The sequence below is a fragment of the Stenotrophomonas sp. FW305-3-2-15-E-LB1 genome (assembly GCF_058787375.1).
The window spans coordinates 1-13,488 of record NZ_JBYSZR010000029.1 but is presented as its reverse complement, the minus strand read 5'-3'; the positions used below and the strand labels follow the sequence as shown (position 1 = coordinate 13,488).

General features: G+C 68.1%; 12 protein-coding genes. 9 read left to right on the top strand and 3 right to left on the bottom strand.

Going from position 1 to position 13,488, the window contains the following annotated elements; all coding sequences use genetic code 11:
* Nucleotides 1-96: 96 nt before the first annotated feature.
* The 3 genes from aqpZ to AC3WL7_RS17360 form a co-directional block, all read right to left on the bottom strand.
* Entirely contained in the window at nucleotides 97-816 is a 720-nt protein-coding gene (gene aqpZ, locus AC3WL7_RS17370; RefSeq protein ID WP_492751981.1) for an aquaporin Z, read from the bottom strand.
* Nucleotides 817-961: 145 nt separating this feature from the next.
* A complete protein-coding gene (locus AC3WL7_RS17365) occupies nucleotides 962-1,825 on the bottom strand; it encodes a pirin family protein (protein ID WP_079225336.1) in 864 nt (287 codons plus the stop codon).
* A gap of 540 nt (nucleotides 1,826-2,365) precedes the next feature.
* Nucleotides 2,366-4,429, bottom strand: a complete 2,064-nt coding sequence (locus AC3WL7_RS17360) for a 3-hydroxyacyl-CoA dehydrogenase NAD-binding domain-containing protein (protein ID WP_492751978.1) — start codon at nucleotides 4,427-4,429, stop codon at nucleotides 2,366-2,368.
* 234 nt (nucleotides 4,430-4,663) lie between these two features.
* On the opposite strand from AC3WL7_RS17360, the gene rpoE reads away from it, so the two are divergent.
* The 9 genes from rpoE to recO all read left to right on the top strand — a co-directional run bounded on the left by rpoE (nucleotide 4,664) and on the right by recO (nucleotide 13,307).
* The gene (gene rpoE, locus AC3WL7_RS17355; RefSeq protein WP_079222753.1) at nucleotides 4,664-5,284 is read left to right on the top strand and encodes an RNA polymerase sigma factor RpoE; all 621 of its coding nucleotides are present in this window, start codon (nucleotides 4,664-4,666) and stop codon (nucleotides 5,282-5,284) included.
* On the top strand, nucleotides 5,281-6,156 hold the full coding sequence (locus AC3WL7_RS17350) for a sigma-E factor negative regulatory protein (protein ID WP_492751974.1): 876 nt from the start codon (nucleotides 5,281-5,283) through the stop codon (nucleotides 6,154-6,156). Before rpoE ends, AC3WL7_RS17350 begins: the two co-directional genes overlap by 4 nt.
* 75 nt (nucleotides 6,157-6,231) lie before the next feature.
* Complete coding sequence (locus tag AC3WL7_RS17345; RefSeq protein WP_492751972.1) at nucleotides 6,232-7,767, top strand: DegQ family serine endoprotease; 1,536 nt, start codon at nucleotides 6,232-6,234, stop codon at nucleotides 7,765-7,767.
* A 180-nt stretch (nucleotides 7,768-7,947) separates the two neighbouring features.
* On the top strand, nucleotides 7,948-9,741 hold the full coding sequence (gene lepA / locus AC3WL7_RS17340; protein ID WP_079225334.1) for a translation elongation factor 4: 1,794 nt from the start codon (nucleotides 7,948-7,950) through the stop codon (nucleotides 9,739-9,741).
* A gap of 54 nt (nucleotides 9,742-9,795) precedes the next feature.
* Entirely contained in the window at nucleotides 9,796-10,590 is a 795-nt protein-coding gene (gene lepB / locus AC3WL7_RS17335; protein WP_079222750.1) for a signal peptidase I, read from the top strand.
* A gap of 32 nt (nucleotides 10,591-10,622) precedes the next feature.
* Entirely contained in the window at nucleotides 10,623-11,006 is a 384-nt protein-coding gene (locus AC3WL7_RS17330; protein ID WP_079222749.1) for a DUF4845 domain-containing protein, read from the top strand.
* On the top strand, nucleotides 10,996-11,676 hold the full coding sequence (gene rnc, locus AC3WL7_RS17325; protein WP_079222748.1) for a ribonuclease III: 681 nt from the start codon (nucleotides 10,996-10,998) through the stop codon (nucleotides 11,674-11,676). Before AC3WL7_RS17330 ends, rnc begins: the two co-directional genes overlap by 11 nt.
* Entirely contained in the window at nucleotides 11,673-12,569 is an 897-nt protein-coding gene (era, locus tag AC3WL7_RS17320) for a GTPase Era (protein WP_079222747.1), read from the top strand. Before rnc ends, era begins: the two co-directional genes overlap by 4 nt.
* A gap of 18 nt (nucleotides 12,570-12,587) precedes the next feature.
* The gene (gene recO / locus AC3WL7_RS17315) at nucleotides 12,588-13,307 is read left to right on the top strand and encodes a DNA repair protein RecO (RefSeq protein ID WP_492751965.1); all 720 of its coding nucleotides are present in this window, start codon (nucleotides 12,588-12,590) and stop codon (nucleotides 13,305-13,307) included.
* The last annotated feature ends 181 nt before the right edge of the window (nucleotides 13,308-13,488 follow it).

Genomic DNA, 13,488 nt, shown 5'->3' with positions numbered 1-13,488 from the left:
CACTCCGACCTTAACGGAACGTGAGCGATCGCACAAATTGCGGTTACAACCGTAACCATCACGGCCGAGCGTCGGCCGTGATGGCCAGGGTAGGGCTCAGTGGTCGCTGCCGACCCACTTGTAGATCATCCCGCCGATCATGCCGCCCAGCAGCGGGGCCACCCAGAACAGCCACAGCTGGCCGGTCGCGCCGCTGCCGGCAAAGAAAGCCACGGCCGTGGAGCGGGCCGGGTTCACCGACGTATTGGTGACCGGGATGCTGATCAGGTGGATCAGGGTGAGGGCCAGGCCGATGGCCAGCGGCGCGAAGCCGGCCGGTGCCTTGCCGTGCGTGGCCCCCATGATGACCACCAGGAACACGGCGGTGAGCACCACCTCGCACAGGAAGGCGGCGGCCACGCTGTAGCCACCCGGCGACAGTGCGCCGTAGCCATTGCTGGCGAATGCCCCGGCCTGGCTGCTGTCAATGCCGAAGCCGGGCGCACCGGAGGCGATCTGCAGGAGGATGAAGCCGGCCAGCAGGCCGCCGGCGCACTGGGCGATGACGTAGGGCAGCAGGTCGCGGGCCGGGAAGCGGCCGCCGGCCCAGAGCCCGAAGCTGACCGCCGGATTGAAGTGCGCGCCGGACACGTGGCCGAACGCGTACGCGCCGGTCACCACCGTCAGGCCGAAAGCCAGTGCCACGCCGAGGAAGCCGATGCCCAGCGGATTGCCGTCGCCGCCGAATTTCGCGGCCAGCACCGCGCTGCCACAGCCACCCAGGACCAGCCAGAACGTGCCGAGGAACTCGGCGGCCAAGCGTTTGCCCATGCCCATGACGTGCTCTCCAATGAGGCGCGCGGATGCGTGCGGTCGCATTGGAGTGCGCAGCAGGTGATGGCCGCGTATACGCGGCGTGGAGCCCCGGCGGGGCGTGCCGAGGCCTTGCCGTAGCGTCGAGCCTGCTCGACTGCTCTCTGCCTCAGTACTGCGGCAGCGGAATGAATTCCTTGTCGTCGCCGGGGATGGTGCCGAAGCGCCCGGCTTCCCAATCGTGCTTGGCCTGTTCGATGCGCTCCTTGGAGCTGGACACGAAGTTCCACCACAGGTGGCGCGGGCCATCGAGCGGTTCGCCACCGAACAGCATGGCCTTCACCGGTGTCTTCGCGCGCAGGCGGCCAACGGCGCCGGCCTCGGGGATGACCAGGTGCTGGGCCGGAATATCCACGCCATCCAGCTGCGCCTGGCCTTCGAGGATGTACAGCGCGCGTTCGCGATGGCCGTTGTCGATGTCGATCTCCGCATCCGGGTCGAGGTCGATGGCCACGTTGAGCGTATCGGCGAAGACCTTCACCGGTGATTCCTCACCGTAGGCACGGCCGGCGATGACGCGCAGCCACGCGCCGTTGCGGCGCTGCTCGGGCAGGGTGGCGGCGGCATGGTGGTAGAACGCCGGTTCGATTTCCTCGTGCGACTTCGGCAGCGCGACCCAGGTCTGCATGCCGTGGATCGGGTTGTCGTGGCTGCGATCCGGCGGCGGGGTGCGCTCGGAATGGGCGATGCCGCGGCCGGCGGTCATCCAGTTCACGTCGCCGGGGCGGATGACCTGGTCCGAACCCAGCGTATCGCGGTGGCCGATGGCGCCGGACCACAGGTAGGTGACGGTGGCCAGGCCGATATGCGGGTGCGGGCGCACGTCGATGGCGGTGCCGGGGTGCATGATGGCCGGGCCCATCTGGTCGACGAACACGAACGAGCCGATGCTGCGGGCCTGCAGGGTGGGCACCGCGCGGCGCACTTCCAGGCCGCCGATGTCGTGGACGCGCGGGGCGATGATGGTGGTCATGCGGGCGTTCTCGCTGGCAGGGATCAAGGGTGCCAGCATGGCATGCGGTGGTTATGGGCACATGCCCCATGCGGGTAACAGGTTGTTCCAGCCAACGGCGCAGCCCCTCGTGGCTGGTCGGTCGGTAGAGTCGACTGTTAGTCGACTGGCGCTGTGGCTGGCCGGGCGGGTGGGCTGCGCAGGACAGGCCGTAAACCCATCCATGGGGGCTCGATGGCGCCATCCATGGCGCCAACGGTCCTGCGCAACCCACCCGCCCGGCCCCCGACAGTTTCCGGGCGCGTCAGCCACGGAAAAGAAAAAAGAAAATCAAAATCAAACGCCGGTCGCTGCGCTCGCATCCACGCCATGCGTGGATGAGTTCATTCGATATCTGACAGATGTGCCGACCAACGGTCGGCACCCACCACCAAGCCCACACCGCCCCGCCCAACAAACAGAAAAGCCAGAGCCGGCTGTTGCTCCGGCTCTGGCTTTCAGGGCTGCCGGCCAGCGGCCGGCACTACCGCGGGTGCCGGGCCGCAGGCCCGGCCGACGCACTCACACCACCGGTTCGCGCAGGACGGGGTTGTCCCAGCCCGGGCGCGGGGCGAAACGGTCGCCGTGGCGCTGCTGCAGCGCCTTCAGCCGCTCGACGATCGCATCGGCGCCCACCGCGCGGATGTGCTGGATCGGACCACCGCGGAACGGGGCAAACCCCGTACCGAAGATCACGCCCGCATCCAGCAGGTCCGCATCGGCCACCACGCCTTCGTGCAGGCAGGCCACCGCTTCGTTCAGCAGCGGCAGGATCAGGCGGTCTTCCAGGTCCGCAGGGGCCTGGTAGTCACGCGCCACGTCCGGCTTCTTCGCCCGGCCGTTCTCCCAGGTGTAGATGCCCTGGCCATCCTTCTTGCCGCGCTTGGCCGGGTCCACCGTCGCCAGTGCCTCGGGCACCTGCAGGCCCAGGAACGGCGCCAGCTCCTTGCCCACGCCGGCGGCCACGTCCAGGCCCACCGTGTCGATCAGCTCGATCGGGCCCATCGGCATGCCGAACTTCACCGCGGCCTTGTCGATCACCGGGCCCGGAATGCCCTCGGCGTACGCCGTGGCGGCTTCCAGCATGTACGGGAACAGCACGCGGTTGACCAGGAAGCCCGGGCTGCCGGCCACCGGCACCGGGAACTTGCCCAGCGCCTTGCAGAACGCGGCCAGGCGGCGCTCGGTCTCCGGCGCCATGCCGTCGTGGTGGATGATTTCCACCAGCGGCATCTGCGCCACCGGGTTGAAGTAGTGCAGGCCGGCAAACTGCGCCGGGCGCTGGATGTGGTCGCGCAGTTCCACCAGCGGAATCGAGGAGGTATTGGTGGTCAGCAGCGCGTCCAGCTTCATCTTCGGTTCCAGCGTCTGGTACAGCGCACGCTTGGCCTCCGGGTTCTCGATGATCGCTTCGATCACCAGATCGGCCTCGGCCACGCCATTGCCTTCCAGGTCGGCACGCAGGCGCGCGGCCACCGCCGGGCGCTTGCTCTCATCGCGCACCTTCTTGGCGAACAGCGCCTGCGCGCGTTCCATGGCCGGGTCGATGAAACGCTGCTCGCGGTCCTGCAGGGTCACCTCGAAGCCCTTGTAGGCGGCCCAGGCGGCGATGTCGCCGCCCATCACGCCGGCGCCGACCACGTGCACGTGGCGGATGCCGGCATTACCGCTGCCCAGCCCCTTCAGGCGTTCGGTCAGGAAGAAGATGCGGATCAGGTTGCGCGCGGTCGGCGTGCTGGCCAGCTTCACCACCGCGCGGCGCTCGGCGTCCAGGCGCGCCTGCACCGGCTTGCCGGCGGTGCGCTGCCAGGTGCTGATCAGCGCGTACGGCGCCGGGTACTGGTCCTTCTTGGCCTTGCGGGCGACCTGCTTGACCATCTGCGGGGCCAGCAGCTTGCGTGCCAGCCAGGTGTTGGTCGCCCAAGCGGTGGCGCGCTGCTTGAACGGGCGGGTGGTACCGGACAGGGCCAGGGCCACGGCGGTATCGAGTACCACTGCCGGCGCCACCACCTTGTCCACCAGGCCGATGCCACGGGCGGCCGAGGCCGACAGGGTGCGGCCGGTCAGCATCATGTCCATCGCCGCCGGGGCGCCCACCAGCTGCGGCAGGCGCGCGCTGCCGCCCCAACCCGGGAAGATGCCCAGCTGGGTCTCCGGCAGGCCGATGCGGGTGCTGCTGTCATTGGAGGCCACGCGGTAGCGGCAGGCCAGCGCCAGCTCGGTGCCGCCGCCCAGGCAGTGGCCGTGGATGGCCGCCACGGTGGGGCAGGGCAGCTCGGCCAGCTTCTGGTAAGTGGACTGGCCACGGCGGATGGCATCGTTCACGGTGCCGCGCCGGTCGAACTCCTGGAACTCCTTCAGGTCCGCCCCGGCGATGAAGCCGGCCTTCTTCAGCGACTGGATGACCACGCCCTTGGGCGGGTCCAGGGCGATGCGCTCGAGCAGGTCGCCCAGCTCCAGCAGCACGTCCTGCGACATTGCGTTGACACTGCTGTCCTGACGATCCAGTGACAGCACGACCACGCCGTCATCGCGGATCTCGGGGTGCCAGTGGCTGAAGCGGAGACCATCGAAGCCTGAGAGCATGGACGTTCCATCCGGTTGTGTATGGAGAAGCGGCTATGATCCAGAGGTTGTTTCCCCCGCGTCAAATCCCTATAGCTGGGGGTGGCGACCCCGGATCCATGGCCCCGGACCGGGACGCTAGCGGAACGGTGGTTAAAAGCTGGTGCGGCGCCAGGTGATCGGCGACTGAACTTTTCCCGGGATTGGCAGTCTCATTGCCCGACGTCGGTTGGGCTGACAGGAGTGCGGCCCCTCATGGCCGATGTTGAAACACCACAGGAGCTGGATCTGGAACTGGTCCGGCGCGTGCAGCGCGGCGAGAGCGCGGCCTTCGATGTCCTGGTACGCAAGTACCAGCACCGGGTCGTCGGTCTGGTCGGTCGCTACATCGCCGACTGGAGCGAATGTCAGGACGTCGCCCAGGACACTTTCATCCGCGCCTACCGCGCGATCGGAAGTTTCCGTGGCGATGCCCAGTTCTCCACCTGGTTGCATCGGATCGCCGTGAACACCGCCAAAAACTACCTGGCTTCACACAATCGACGCCCGCCGACCGATGACATCGACATCGGCGACGCCGAGCAGTTCGATACCGGAACACGCCTGCGCGACACCGACACGCCCGAACGCGAGTTGATGCGCCAGGAGCTGGAACAGACGGTGATGAAGGCCGTCAACGCGCTGCCGGAAGAACTCCGGTCGGCGATCACCCTGCGCGAGGTGGAAGGCCTGAGTTACGAGGAAATCGCGCAGAAGATGGGGTGCCCGATCGGCACCGTGCGGTCCCGGATCTTCCGGGCGCGCGAGGCGATCGACACCGAACTCCGGCCGCTGCTGGACATCGGCAGCGCCACCCGTGAGAAGAGCCGCGTATGACCCACAGTCCCCTGAACGAATCGCAGAACCACCAATCCCCCGCCGGCCAGCGCCTGGACCAGCGCCACCGCGAACAGCTGTCGGCCCTGGTCGATGGCGAGCTCGGTGCCGATGAGGCGCGCTTCCTGCTGCGCCGCATGGAACACGATCCCGAGCTGTCCGGCAGCCAGGAACGCTGGCAGCTGCTCGGCGACGTGATGCGTGGCCAGGCGTCGCTGCTGGCCCCGGCCGGTTTCAGCGCGGCCGTGGCCGCCGCCATCGCCGCCGAACCGGCACCGCAGGCCGAGCCGCGGCGCCAGGTGCGCCGCACCGGTTGGCGTGCCTGGGGCGGTGGTGCCGCATTGGCCGCCTCGGTGGCCGCCGTGGCCCTGTTCATGGGCGGCGAGAAGCTGAAGGATGCCGGCCCTGGCGAGCCCCTGCCGCCGCAGGTGGTGGCCAGCCAGGCCGAACTGGCGCCTGCGCCGGGCCCGTCCGCCGTGACCGAGGCCTCGGTCGACAGCGCCGCGATGGCCGTGGCCGCCGCACCGGCCGTAGCGATGGCGGCCAGCCGCCGCCAGGACGCCCGCCGCGCCAGCGCGACCCGCAGCCAGCAGGCCGCACGCGTGGCCCAGCGCGATGACGCGCCGCAGCGCGCAGTGGCCACCGCGCAGCCGGCGCTGAGCCCCAGCGTGCCGGCCAGCAGCACCCGCCACCTGCCCTTCGGTGATGTCGGCAGCCTGCAGGCCCGGCCCTGGCCGAAGTCCAGCCTGGCCCCGGCCGCCGGCGGTGCGCTCAACGCCAGCTTCCCGACCTCGTCCGGCGGCGCCGCGTTCTACCCGTTCGAACCGCGCCTGCAGGAAGAACTGCCGGCGCCGCAGCGCCCGCGCGACTGACACGTGCGGGCCCATGCCCCGCCACTGGCGGGGCCCTCCTTCCCCCTCTCCATCCGATCCGGAGGTTGCCGTCCGATGACTCACCGACTCCGCACGCAGGCCATGGGCCTGCTCGCCCTGACCCTGCCGCTGGTGGCCTGTGCCCAGCCCGCCGCACCGGCCGCACCGCAGGCGGCGCCGGCTGCCGCCGCCGCACCGCGTGCCCCGGCGCAGCCGCTGGTCAGCGGCCTGCCTGATTTCACCAACCTGGTCGAACAGGTCGGCCCCGGCGTGGTCAACGTCGATGTCACCATCGTCCGCAACAACCGCCAGGCCTCGCGCGGCCCGATGGGCGACGACGACATGCCTGAGTTCTTCCGCCGCTTCTTCGGCCCTGATTTCCCGATGCCGGGGCAGGGGCCGGGTGGCCAGGATGGCGGCCCCAGCATCAAGGGGCGTGGCATGGGCTCGGGCTTCATCATCTCGCCCGACGGCTACGTGCTGACCAACTACCACGTGGTGGCCGACGCCAGCGAAGTGAAGGTGAAGCTGGGCGACAGCCGCGAGTTCACCGCCAAGGTGGTCGGCAGCGACCAGCAGTACGACGTGGCCCTGCTGAAGATCGACGGCAAAAACCTGCCGACCGTGCGCGTGGGCGATTCGAACACCCTCAAGCCCGGTCAGTGGGTTGTCGCGATCGGCTCGCCGTTCGGCCTCGACCATTCGGTCACCGCTGGCGTGGTCAGTGCCGTCGGCCGCAGCACCGGCGGCCCTGACCAGCGCTATGTGCCCTTCATCCAGACCGACGTGGCGATCAACCAGGGCAACTCCGGCGGCCCGCTGCTGAACACCCGCGGCGAAGTGGTCGGCATCAACTCGCAGATCTTCTCCGCCTCCGGCGGCTACATGGGCATCAGCTTCGCGATCCCGATCGACCTGGCGATGAGCGCGGTCGAGCAGATCAAGAAGAGCGGCAAGGTCACCCGTGGCCAGCTGGGCGCGGTGGTCGAACCGATCGATTCGCTGAAGGCGCAGGGCCTGGGCCTGCCGGACAGCCGTGGCGCGCTGGTCAACCAGATCGTGCCCGGCAGTGCCGCGGCCAAGGCGGGCGTGCAGCTGGGCGATGTCATCCGCTCGGTCAACGGCGGCACGGTCAACACCTGGTCCGACCTGCCGCCGCTGATCGGCGCGATGGCCCCGGGCAGCAAAGTCACCCTGGTCGTGTACCGCGATGGCAAGCCGCGTGAGCTCAGTGCCACCCTGACCGCCCTGACCGATGACGGCCAGGACAGCGCCCGCGGCCCGTCGGCGGCCAATGCCGATGCCGCGCCGCAGTCCGGTGCCAATGCCCTGCTGGGCCTGGACGTGACCGAGCTCAACGCGGTGCAGCGCAAGCAGCTGGGCCTGGAATCGGGCGAGGGCGTGCGCATCACCGGGGTCAAGGGCGAAGGCGCCCGTGACGCCGGCCTGGCCCCGGGCATGGTCGTCCTGCGCGTCGGCAACACTCCGGTCGGCAGTGTCGATGCGCTCAACCGCGCGCTGTCCGGCTACAAGAAGGGCGACGTGGTCCTGCTGCTGGTCCGTGCCAGCAGCGGCAACAGCGCCTTCGTGGCGGTCAAGGCCGGCCAGTAAGGCCTTCACGGCCGCCCCCGGGCGGCCCTGGTACTCCCCCGAAGCCCCGCCCCGGCGGGGCTTTGGCCATTCCGGGCCCGGTCCGATCAGGCTGCTTTCGCGGCAGAGGCCCGGGCATGCGATAATCGACCGTTACCCTGACGACGCCGCGCGCCGCCGCCACCTATGTCTTCTGATTCGATGCGGAACATCCGCAACTTCTCCATCATTGCCCACGTCGACCACGGCAAGTCCACGCTTGCCGACCGCATCATCCAGCTTTGCGGCGGCCTGCAGGCCCGCGAGATGGAAGCGCAGGTGCTCGATTCGAACCCGATCGAGCGCGAGCGTGGCATCACCATCAAGGCCCAGTCGGTCTCGCTGCCGTATGTAGCGAAGGACGGCCAGACCTACCACCTGAACTTCATCGACACCCCCGGCCACGTCGACTTCTCCTATGAAGTCAGCCGCTCGCTGGCCGCCTGCGAAGGCGCGCTGCTGGTGGTCGATGCCGCCCAGGGCGTGGAAGCGCAGTCGGTGGCCAACTGCTACACCGCCGTCGAGCAGGGCCTGGAAGTGGTGCCGGTGATCAACAAGATCGACCTGCCCACCGCCGACATCGAGCGCGCCAAGGCCGAGATCGAGGCCGTCATCGGCATCGACGCCGCCGACGCCGTGCCGGTCAGCGCCAAGACCGGCCTGAACGTGCAGGACGTGCTGGAAGCCATCGTCCATCGCATCCCGGCCCCGGTGCCGCGCGATACCGACAAGCTGCAGGCGCTGATCATCGACTCCTGGTTCGACAACTATCTCGGCGTGGTGTCGCTGGTGCGTGTCATGCAGGGCCAGATCAAGGCCGGCGACAAGCTGCAGGTGATGTCCACCGGCCGCACCCACCAGGTCGACAACGTCGGCGTGTTCACGCCCAAGCGCAAAGTGCTGCCGGCGCTGCGTGCCGGTGAAGTGGGCTGGGTCACCGCCAGCATCAAGGACGTCCACGGTGCGCCGGTCGGCGATACGCTGACCCTGGCCGCCGATCCGGCTGCCAAGCCGTTGCCGGGCTTCCAGGAGATGCAGCCGCGCGTGTTCGCCGGCCTGTTCCCGGTCGACGCCGAGGACTACCCGGACCTGCGCGAGGCACTGGACAAGCTGCGCCTGAACGACGCCGCGCTGCGCTTCGAGCCGGAAAGCTCCGAAGCGATGGGCTTCGGCTTCCGCTGCGGCTTCCTCGGCATGCTGCACATGGAAATCGTGCAGGAGCGCCTGGAGCGCGAATACAACCTGGACCTGATCAGCACCGCGCCGACGGTGATCTATGAAGTCCTGAAGACCGACGGCACCATCGTCAACATGGACAACCCGGCCAAGCTGCCGCCGGTCAACCATGTCGAAGAGATCCGCGAGCCGATCATCCGCGCCAACGTGCTCACCCCCGAGGAGTACATCGGCAACATCATCAAGCTGTGCGAAGAAAAGCGCGGCAGCCAGCTCGGCATCAACTACCTGGGCAGCCAGGTGCAGATCAGCTACGAGCTGCCGATGGCCGAAGTGGTGCTGGACTTCTTCGACAAGCTGAAGTCGGTCAGCCGTGGCTACGCCTCGCTGGACTACCACTTCGTGCGCTTCGACGCCGGCCCGTTCGTGCGCGTGGACGTGCTGATCAATGGTGACAAGGTCGATGCGCTGTCGCTGATCGTGCACCGCAGCCATGCCGACCGCCGCGGCCGCGAGCTGTGCGAGAAGATGAAGGACCTGATCCCGCGCCAGCAGTTCGACGTGGCCATCCAGGCCGCCGTCGGCTCGCAGATCATCGCCCGCACCACGGTCAAGGCCATGCGCAAGAACGTGCTGGCCAAGTGCTATGGTGGCGACGTTTCGCGCAAGAAGAAGCTTCTGGAAAAGCAGAAGGAAGGCAAGAAGCGCATGAAGCAGGTCGGCCGCGTGGAAATCCCGCAGGAAGCCTTCCTGGCCGTGCTGCAGATGGACAACAAGTAAGCCCGCAGCGGCCCTTCGGGGCCGTTCGTCCGGTGACGTTGCAAAGGACCCTGAATGAAACTGTTTGAGATCCTCCTGGTCGTACTGACCCTGGCCTCGGGCCTGATCCTGCTGGCCGACAAGCTGTACCTGGCCAAGCGCCGGGCGCAGCGTGCGGGCCTGCTCGATACCGAGCCGGTGCTGGTGGACTACTCGCGGGCGTTCTTCCCGGTGCTGGTAGTCGTGCTGATCGTGCGCAGCTTCATCGCCGAGCCGTACAAGATCCCGTCCAGCTCGATGATGCCGAACCTGCTGATCGGCGATTTCATCCTGGTCAACAAGTTCTCCTACGGCCTGCGCCTGCCGATCTCCAACACCAAGTTCGTCCCGCTGGGCGAGCCGTCGCGGGGTGACGTGGTGGTGTTCCACTTCCCCGGCCACGGCGACAACGATCCGGCCAAGGGCGAGAACTTCATCAAGCGCGTCATCGGCGTGCCGGGTGACACCGTGGTCTTCGAAGGCGACGGCGTCATCCTCAATGGCGAGCCGCTGAAGTACGACAACAAGGGCATCTACGCCGGCGACAAGGGCCAGGGCGAGGGCGCCAACCTGCTGGTCGAGCACCTGCCGGGCCGCACCCACACCGTGCTGGAGACCGATTATCCTCGCGGCCAGGGACAGTGGACCGTGCCGGCGGGCAAGTACCTGGTGATGGGCGACAATCGCGACAACAGCGATGACGGCCGTTTCTGGGGCCTGCTGCCGGAAGAAAACCTGCGCGGCCGCGCGTTCCTGATCTGGCTCAACTGCCAGGGCTGGTTCTGCAAGGATGGCTTCCAGCCGTCGCGCATCGGCTCGGGCATCAACTGACTTCACATCCACGCGTATCTGGGGAGAACGCAATGAAGACGATGAACACGCAGCGCGGCATGACCCTGACCTCCTTCCTGGTGGTCCTGATCGTGGTGGGTTTCTTCCTCTACATCGGCATGAAGCTGTTCCCGATGTACCAGGAGTACTACGCCGTGCGCTCGGCGATGAAGAGCCTGGCCAAGGAACCGGAAGTGGGCTCCATGGCCCCGGCGCAGATCCAGGATCTGTTCTTCAGGCGCCTGTACATCAACTACTCGGAAAACGTGAAGCCGGCCAACGTCAAGTTCAACCGTCGTGACAACGGCTGGACCCTCAACGTCAACTACGAAGTGCGCCAGCCGCTGGTGGGCAACCTCGATGTGGTTGGCAAATTCGAATCATCCCAGGACCTCGTTCGTAGCGGTGCCCAGTAAATTCATCCAACGTGGTGACCTGATCGGTCACGTTTTCAGCGATCCAGCCCTGCTCAAGCAGGCGCTGACCCATCGCAGTGCCGGTGCGCCGCATAACGAGCGCCTGGAATTCCTCGGCGACAGCATCGTCAACATGATGGTCGCCGAGGCGCTGTACCAGCGCTGGCCCAAGGCCGACGAGGGGGCCATGACCCGCGCCCGCGCCGAGCTGGTGCGTGAAGGCGCCCTGGCGGTGATCGCCCGCACCCTCGAGCTGGGCGAACGCCTGACCCTGGGGCCCGGCGAACTGAAGTCCGGCGGCCACCGCCGCGACTCGATCCTGGCCGACGCCCTGGAGGCGGTCGTGGCCGCGATCTACCTGGATGTCGGCTTCGAGGCCTGCCGGGCCGTCGTGCTGCCCTGGTTTGCCGCCTCGATGGAGGCCCTGCCGGCCACCGGCCGGCCCGAGAAAGACCCCAAGACCCGCCTGCAGGAATGGCTGCAGGCCCGACAGAAGGCGTTGCCGCAGTACGAACTGGTGTCAGAATCCGGTGACGACCACGCCAAGCACTTCCGGGTACGCTGCAACGTCGCGGACCCTGCCGCCAGCACCGAGGGCGAAGGCCCCTCGCGCCGGCTTGCCGAACAACAAGCGGCTGCTGCCGTCCTAGAACAACTGGATTCCAAGTGAGCGAACAAACTCCCCATCATTGCGGCAGCGTGGCCGTCATCGGCCGCCCGAACGTGGGCAAGTCGACCCTGACCAACGCGCTGGTCGGCGCCAAGGTCAGCATCGTCTCCAACCGCCCGCAGACCACGCGCCATCGCCTGCTGGGCATCGCCACCTACCCGGAAGGCCAGCTGGTGCTGGTCGACACCCCCGGCCTGCACAAGGTGCAGAAGCGGGCGATGAACCGGGTGATGAACCGTGCCGCGCGCGGCTCGCTGGAAGGCGTCGACGCCGGCCTGCTGGTGATCGAAGCCGGTCGCTGGGACGAAGAAGACAGCCTGGCCTTCAACGTGCTGCGCGATGCCGGCATCCCGGTGGTGCTGGTGGTCAACAAGATCGACCGCATGAAGGACAAGGGCGCGCTGCTGCCGTTCCTGCAGCAGGTGACCGAAGGCCGCGATTTCTCGGCCGTGCACCCGATTTCCGCGCAGAAGCGCAACGGCCTGGAAGCCCTGGTCCGCGACGTGCTGGCCCTGCTGCCGGAAGCGCCGCCGATGTTCGGCGAAGACGAGATCACCGACCGCAGCCAGCGCTTCCTGGCCGGCGAGCTGGTGCGTGAACAGCTGATGCGCCAGCTTGGCGAAGAGCTGCCGTACGCCACCACGGTGGAGATCGAGCGCTTCACCGAAGACGGCAACCTGCTGCGCATCGGCGCGGTCATCTGGGTCGAGCGCGAAGGCCAGAAGGCCATCGTGATCGGCAAGGGCGGCGCCCGCCTGAAGGAGATCGGCGCCAAGTCCCGCCTGCAGATGGAACGTCTGTTCGGGGCCAAGGTGTTCCTGGAAACCTGGGTGCGCGTGCGTGAAGGCTGGTCCGATGACGAGGCCGCACTGAAGGCCTTCGGCTACGAATAAGCCGCGGCGGTCGCTTCGATGCTGATCGAGGACGACACCGGGTTCGTGCTGCACGCACGGGCCTACCGTGAGACCAGCCTGCTGGTGGAGGTACTGAGCGCGCAGCACGGCCGCATCGGCGTGCTGGCGCGCGGGGTGTCCACGGCCAAGGGCCAGGTGCTGCGTGCGGCCCTGCAGCCGCTGCAGTGGATACGTTTCAGCGCCCTGCAGCGTGGTGAACTGGCCCAGCTGCGCGGCGCCGAGGCGCTGGACGCAGCCCCGCGCCTGGTCGGCCAGGCAATGCTGGCCGGTTTCTACCTGAGTGAACTGACCCTGCGCCTGGCGCCCCGCCAGGACCCGCTGCCGGAGCTGTACCTCGCCTACGGCGAGGCGCGTGCGCGCCTGGCGGTGGGGGCGGGGCTGGCGTGGACGCTGCGCCGTTTCGAGCGTGAGCTGCTGGCGGCGCTGGGGCTGGGGTTCGAACTGGATACGGCCAGTGACGGCCAGCCGGTGGACCCGGCGGCACGTTACGCGCTGGATCCGCAGGAGGGGCCGCAACGGTTGCTGAGCGAGCGTGGCGGTGAACGCCAGGCGGCGGCGACGGGCGCGGCGCTGTTGGCGCTGGCGGCGGACGACGAGCCGGATGCGGCAGACCTGGCCAGCCTGCGGCTGCCGATGCGGCGGGTGCTGTCCCATCACCTGGGGGCCAAGGGCCTCAAATCCTGGGAACTGCTCGAGCAGCTCACTCCCCGGAGGTAAGGGGGAGGGGTGTTCGGCAGGGCTTGCAGCCCTGCACCTGCAGAATCAACGTCAACGTCAACGTCAACGTCAAAGGCCTGCATTCCGTGGGATGGCGGGGTGGGTCCGGTTGAGGGGGACGCCGTAAATACGTCCATGTAGGCTCGGTCGCCGCATCCATGCGGCTCACGCCCCCTCAACC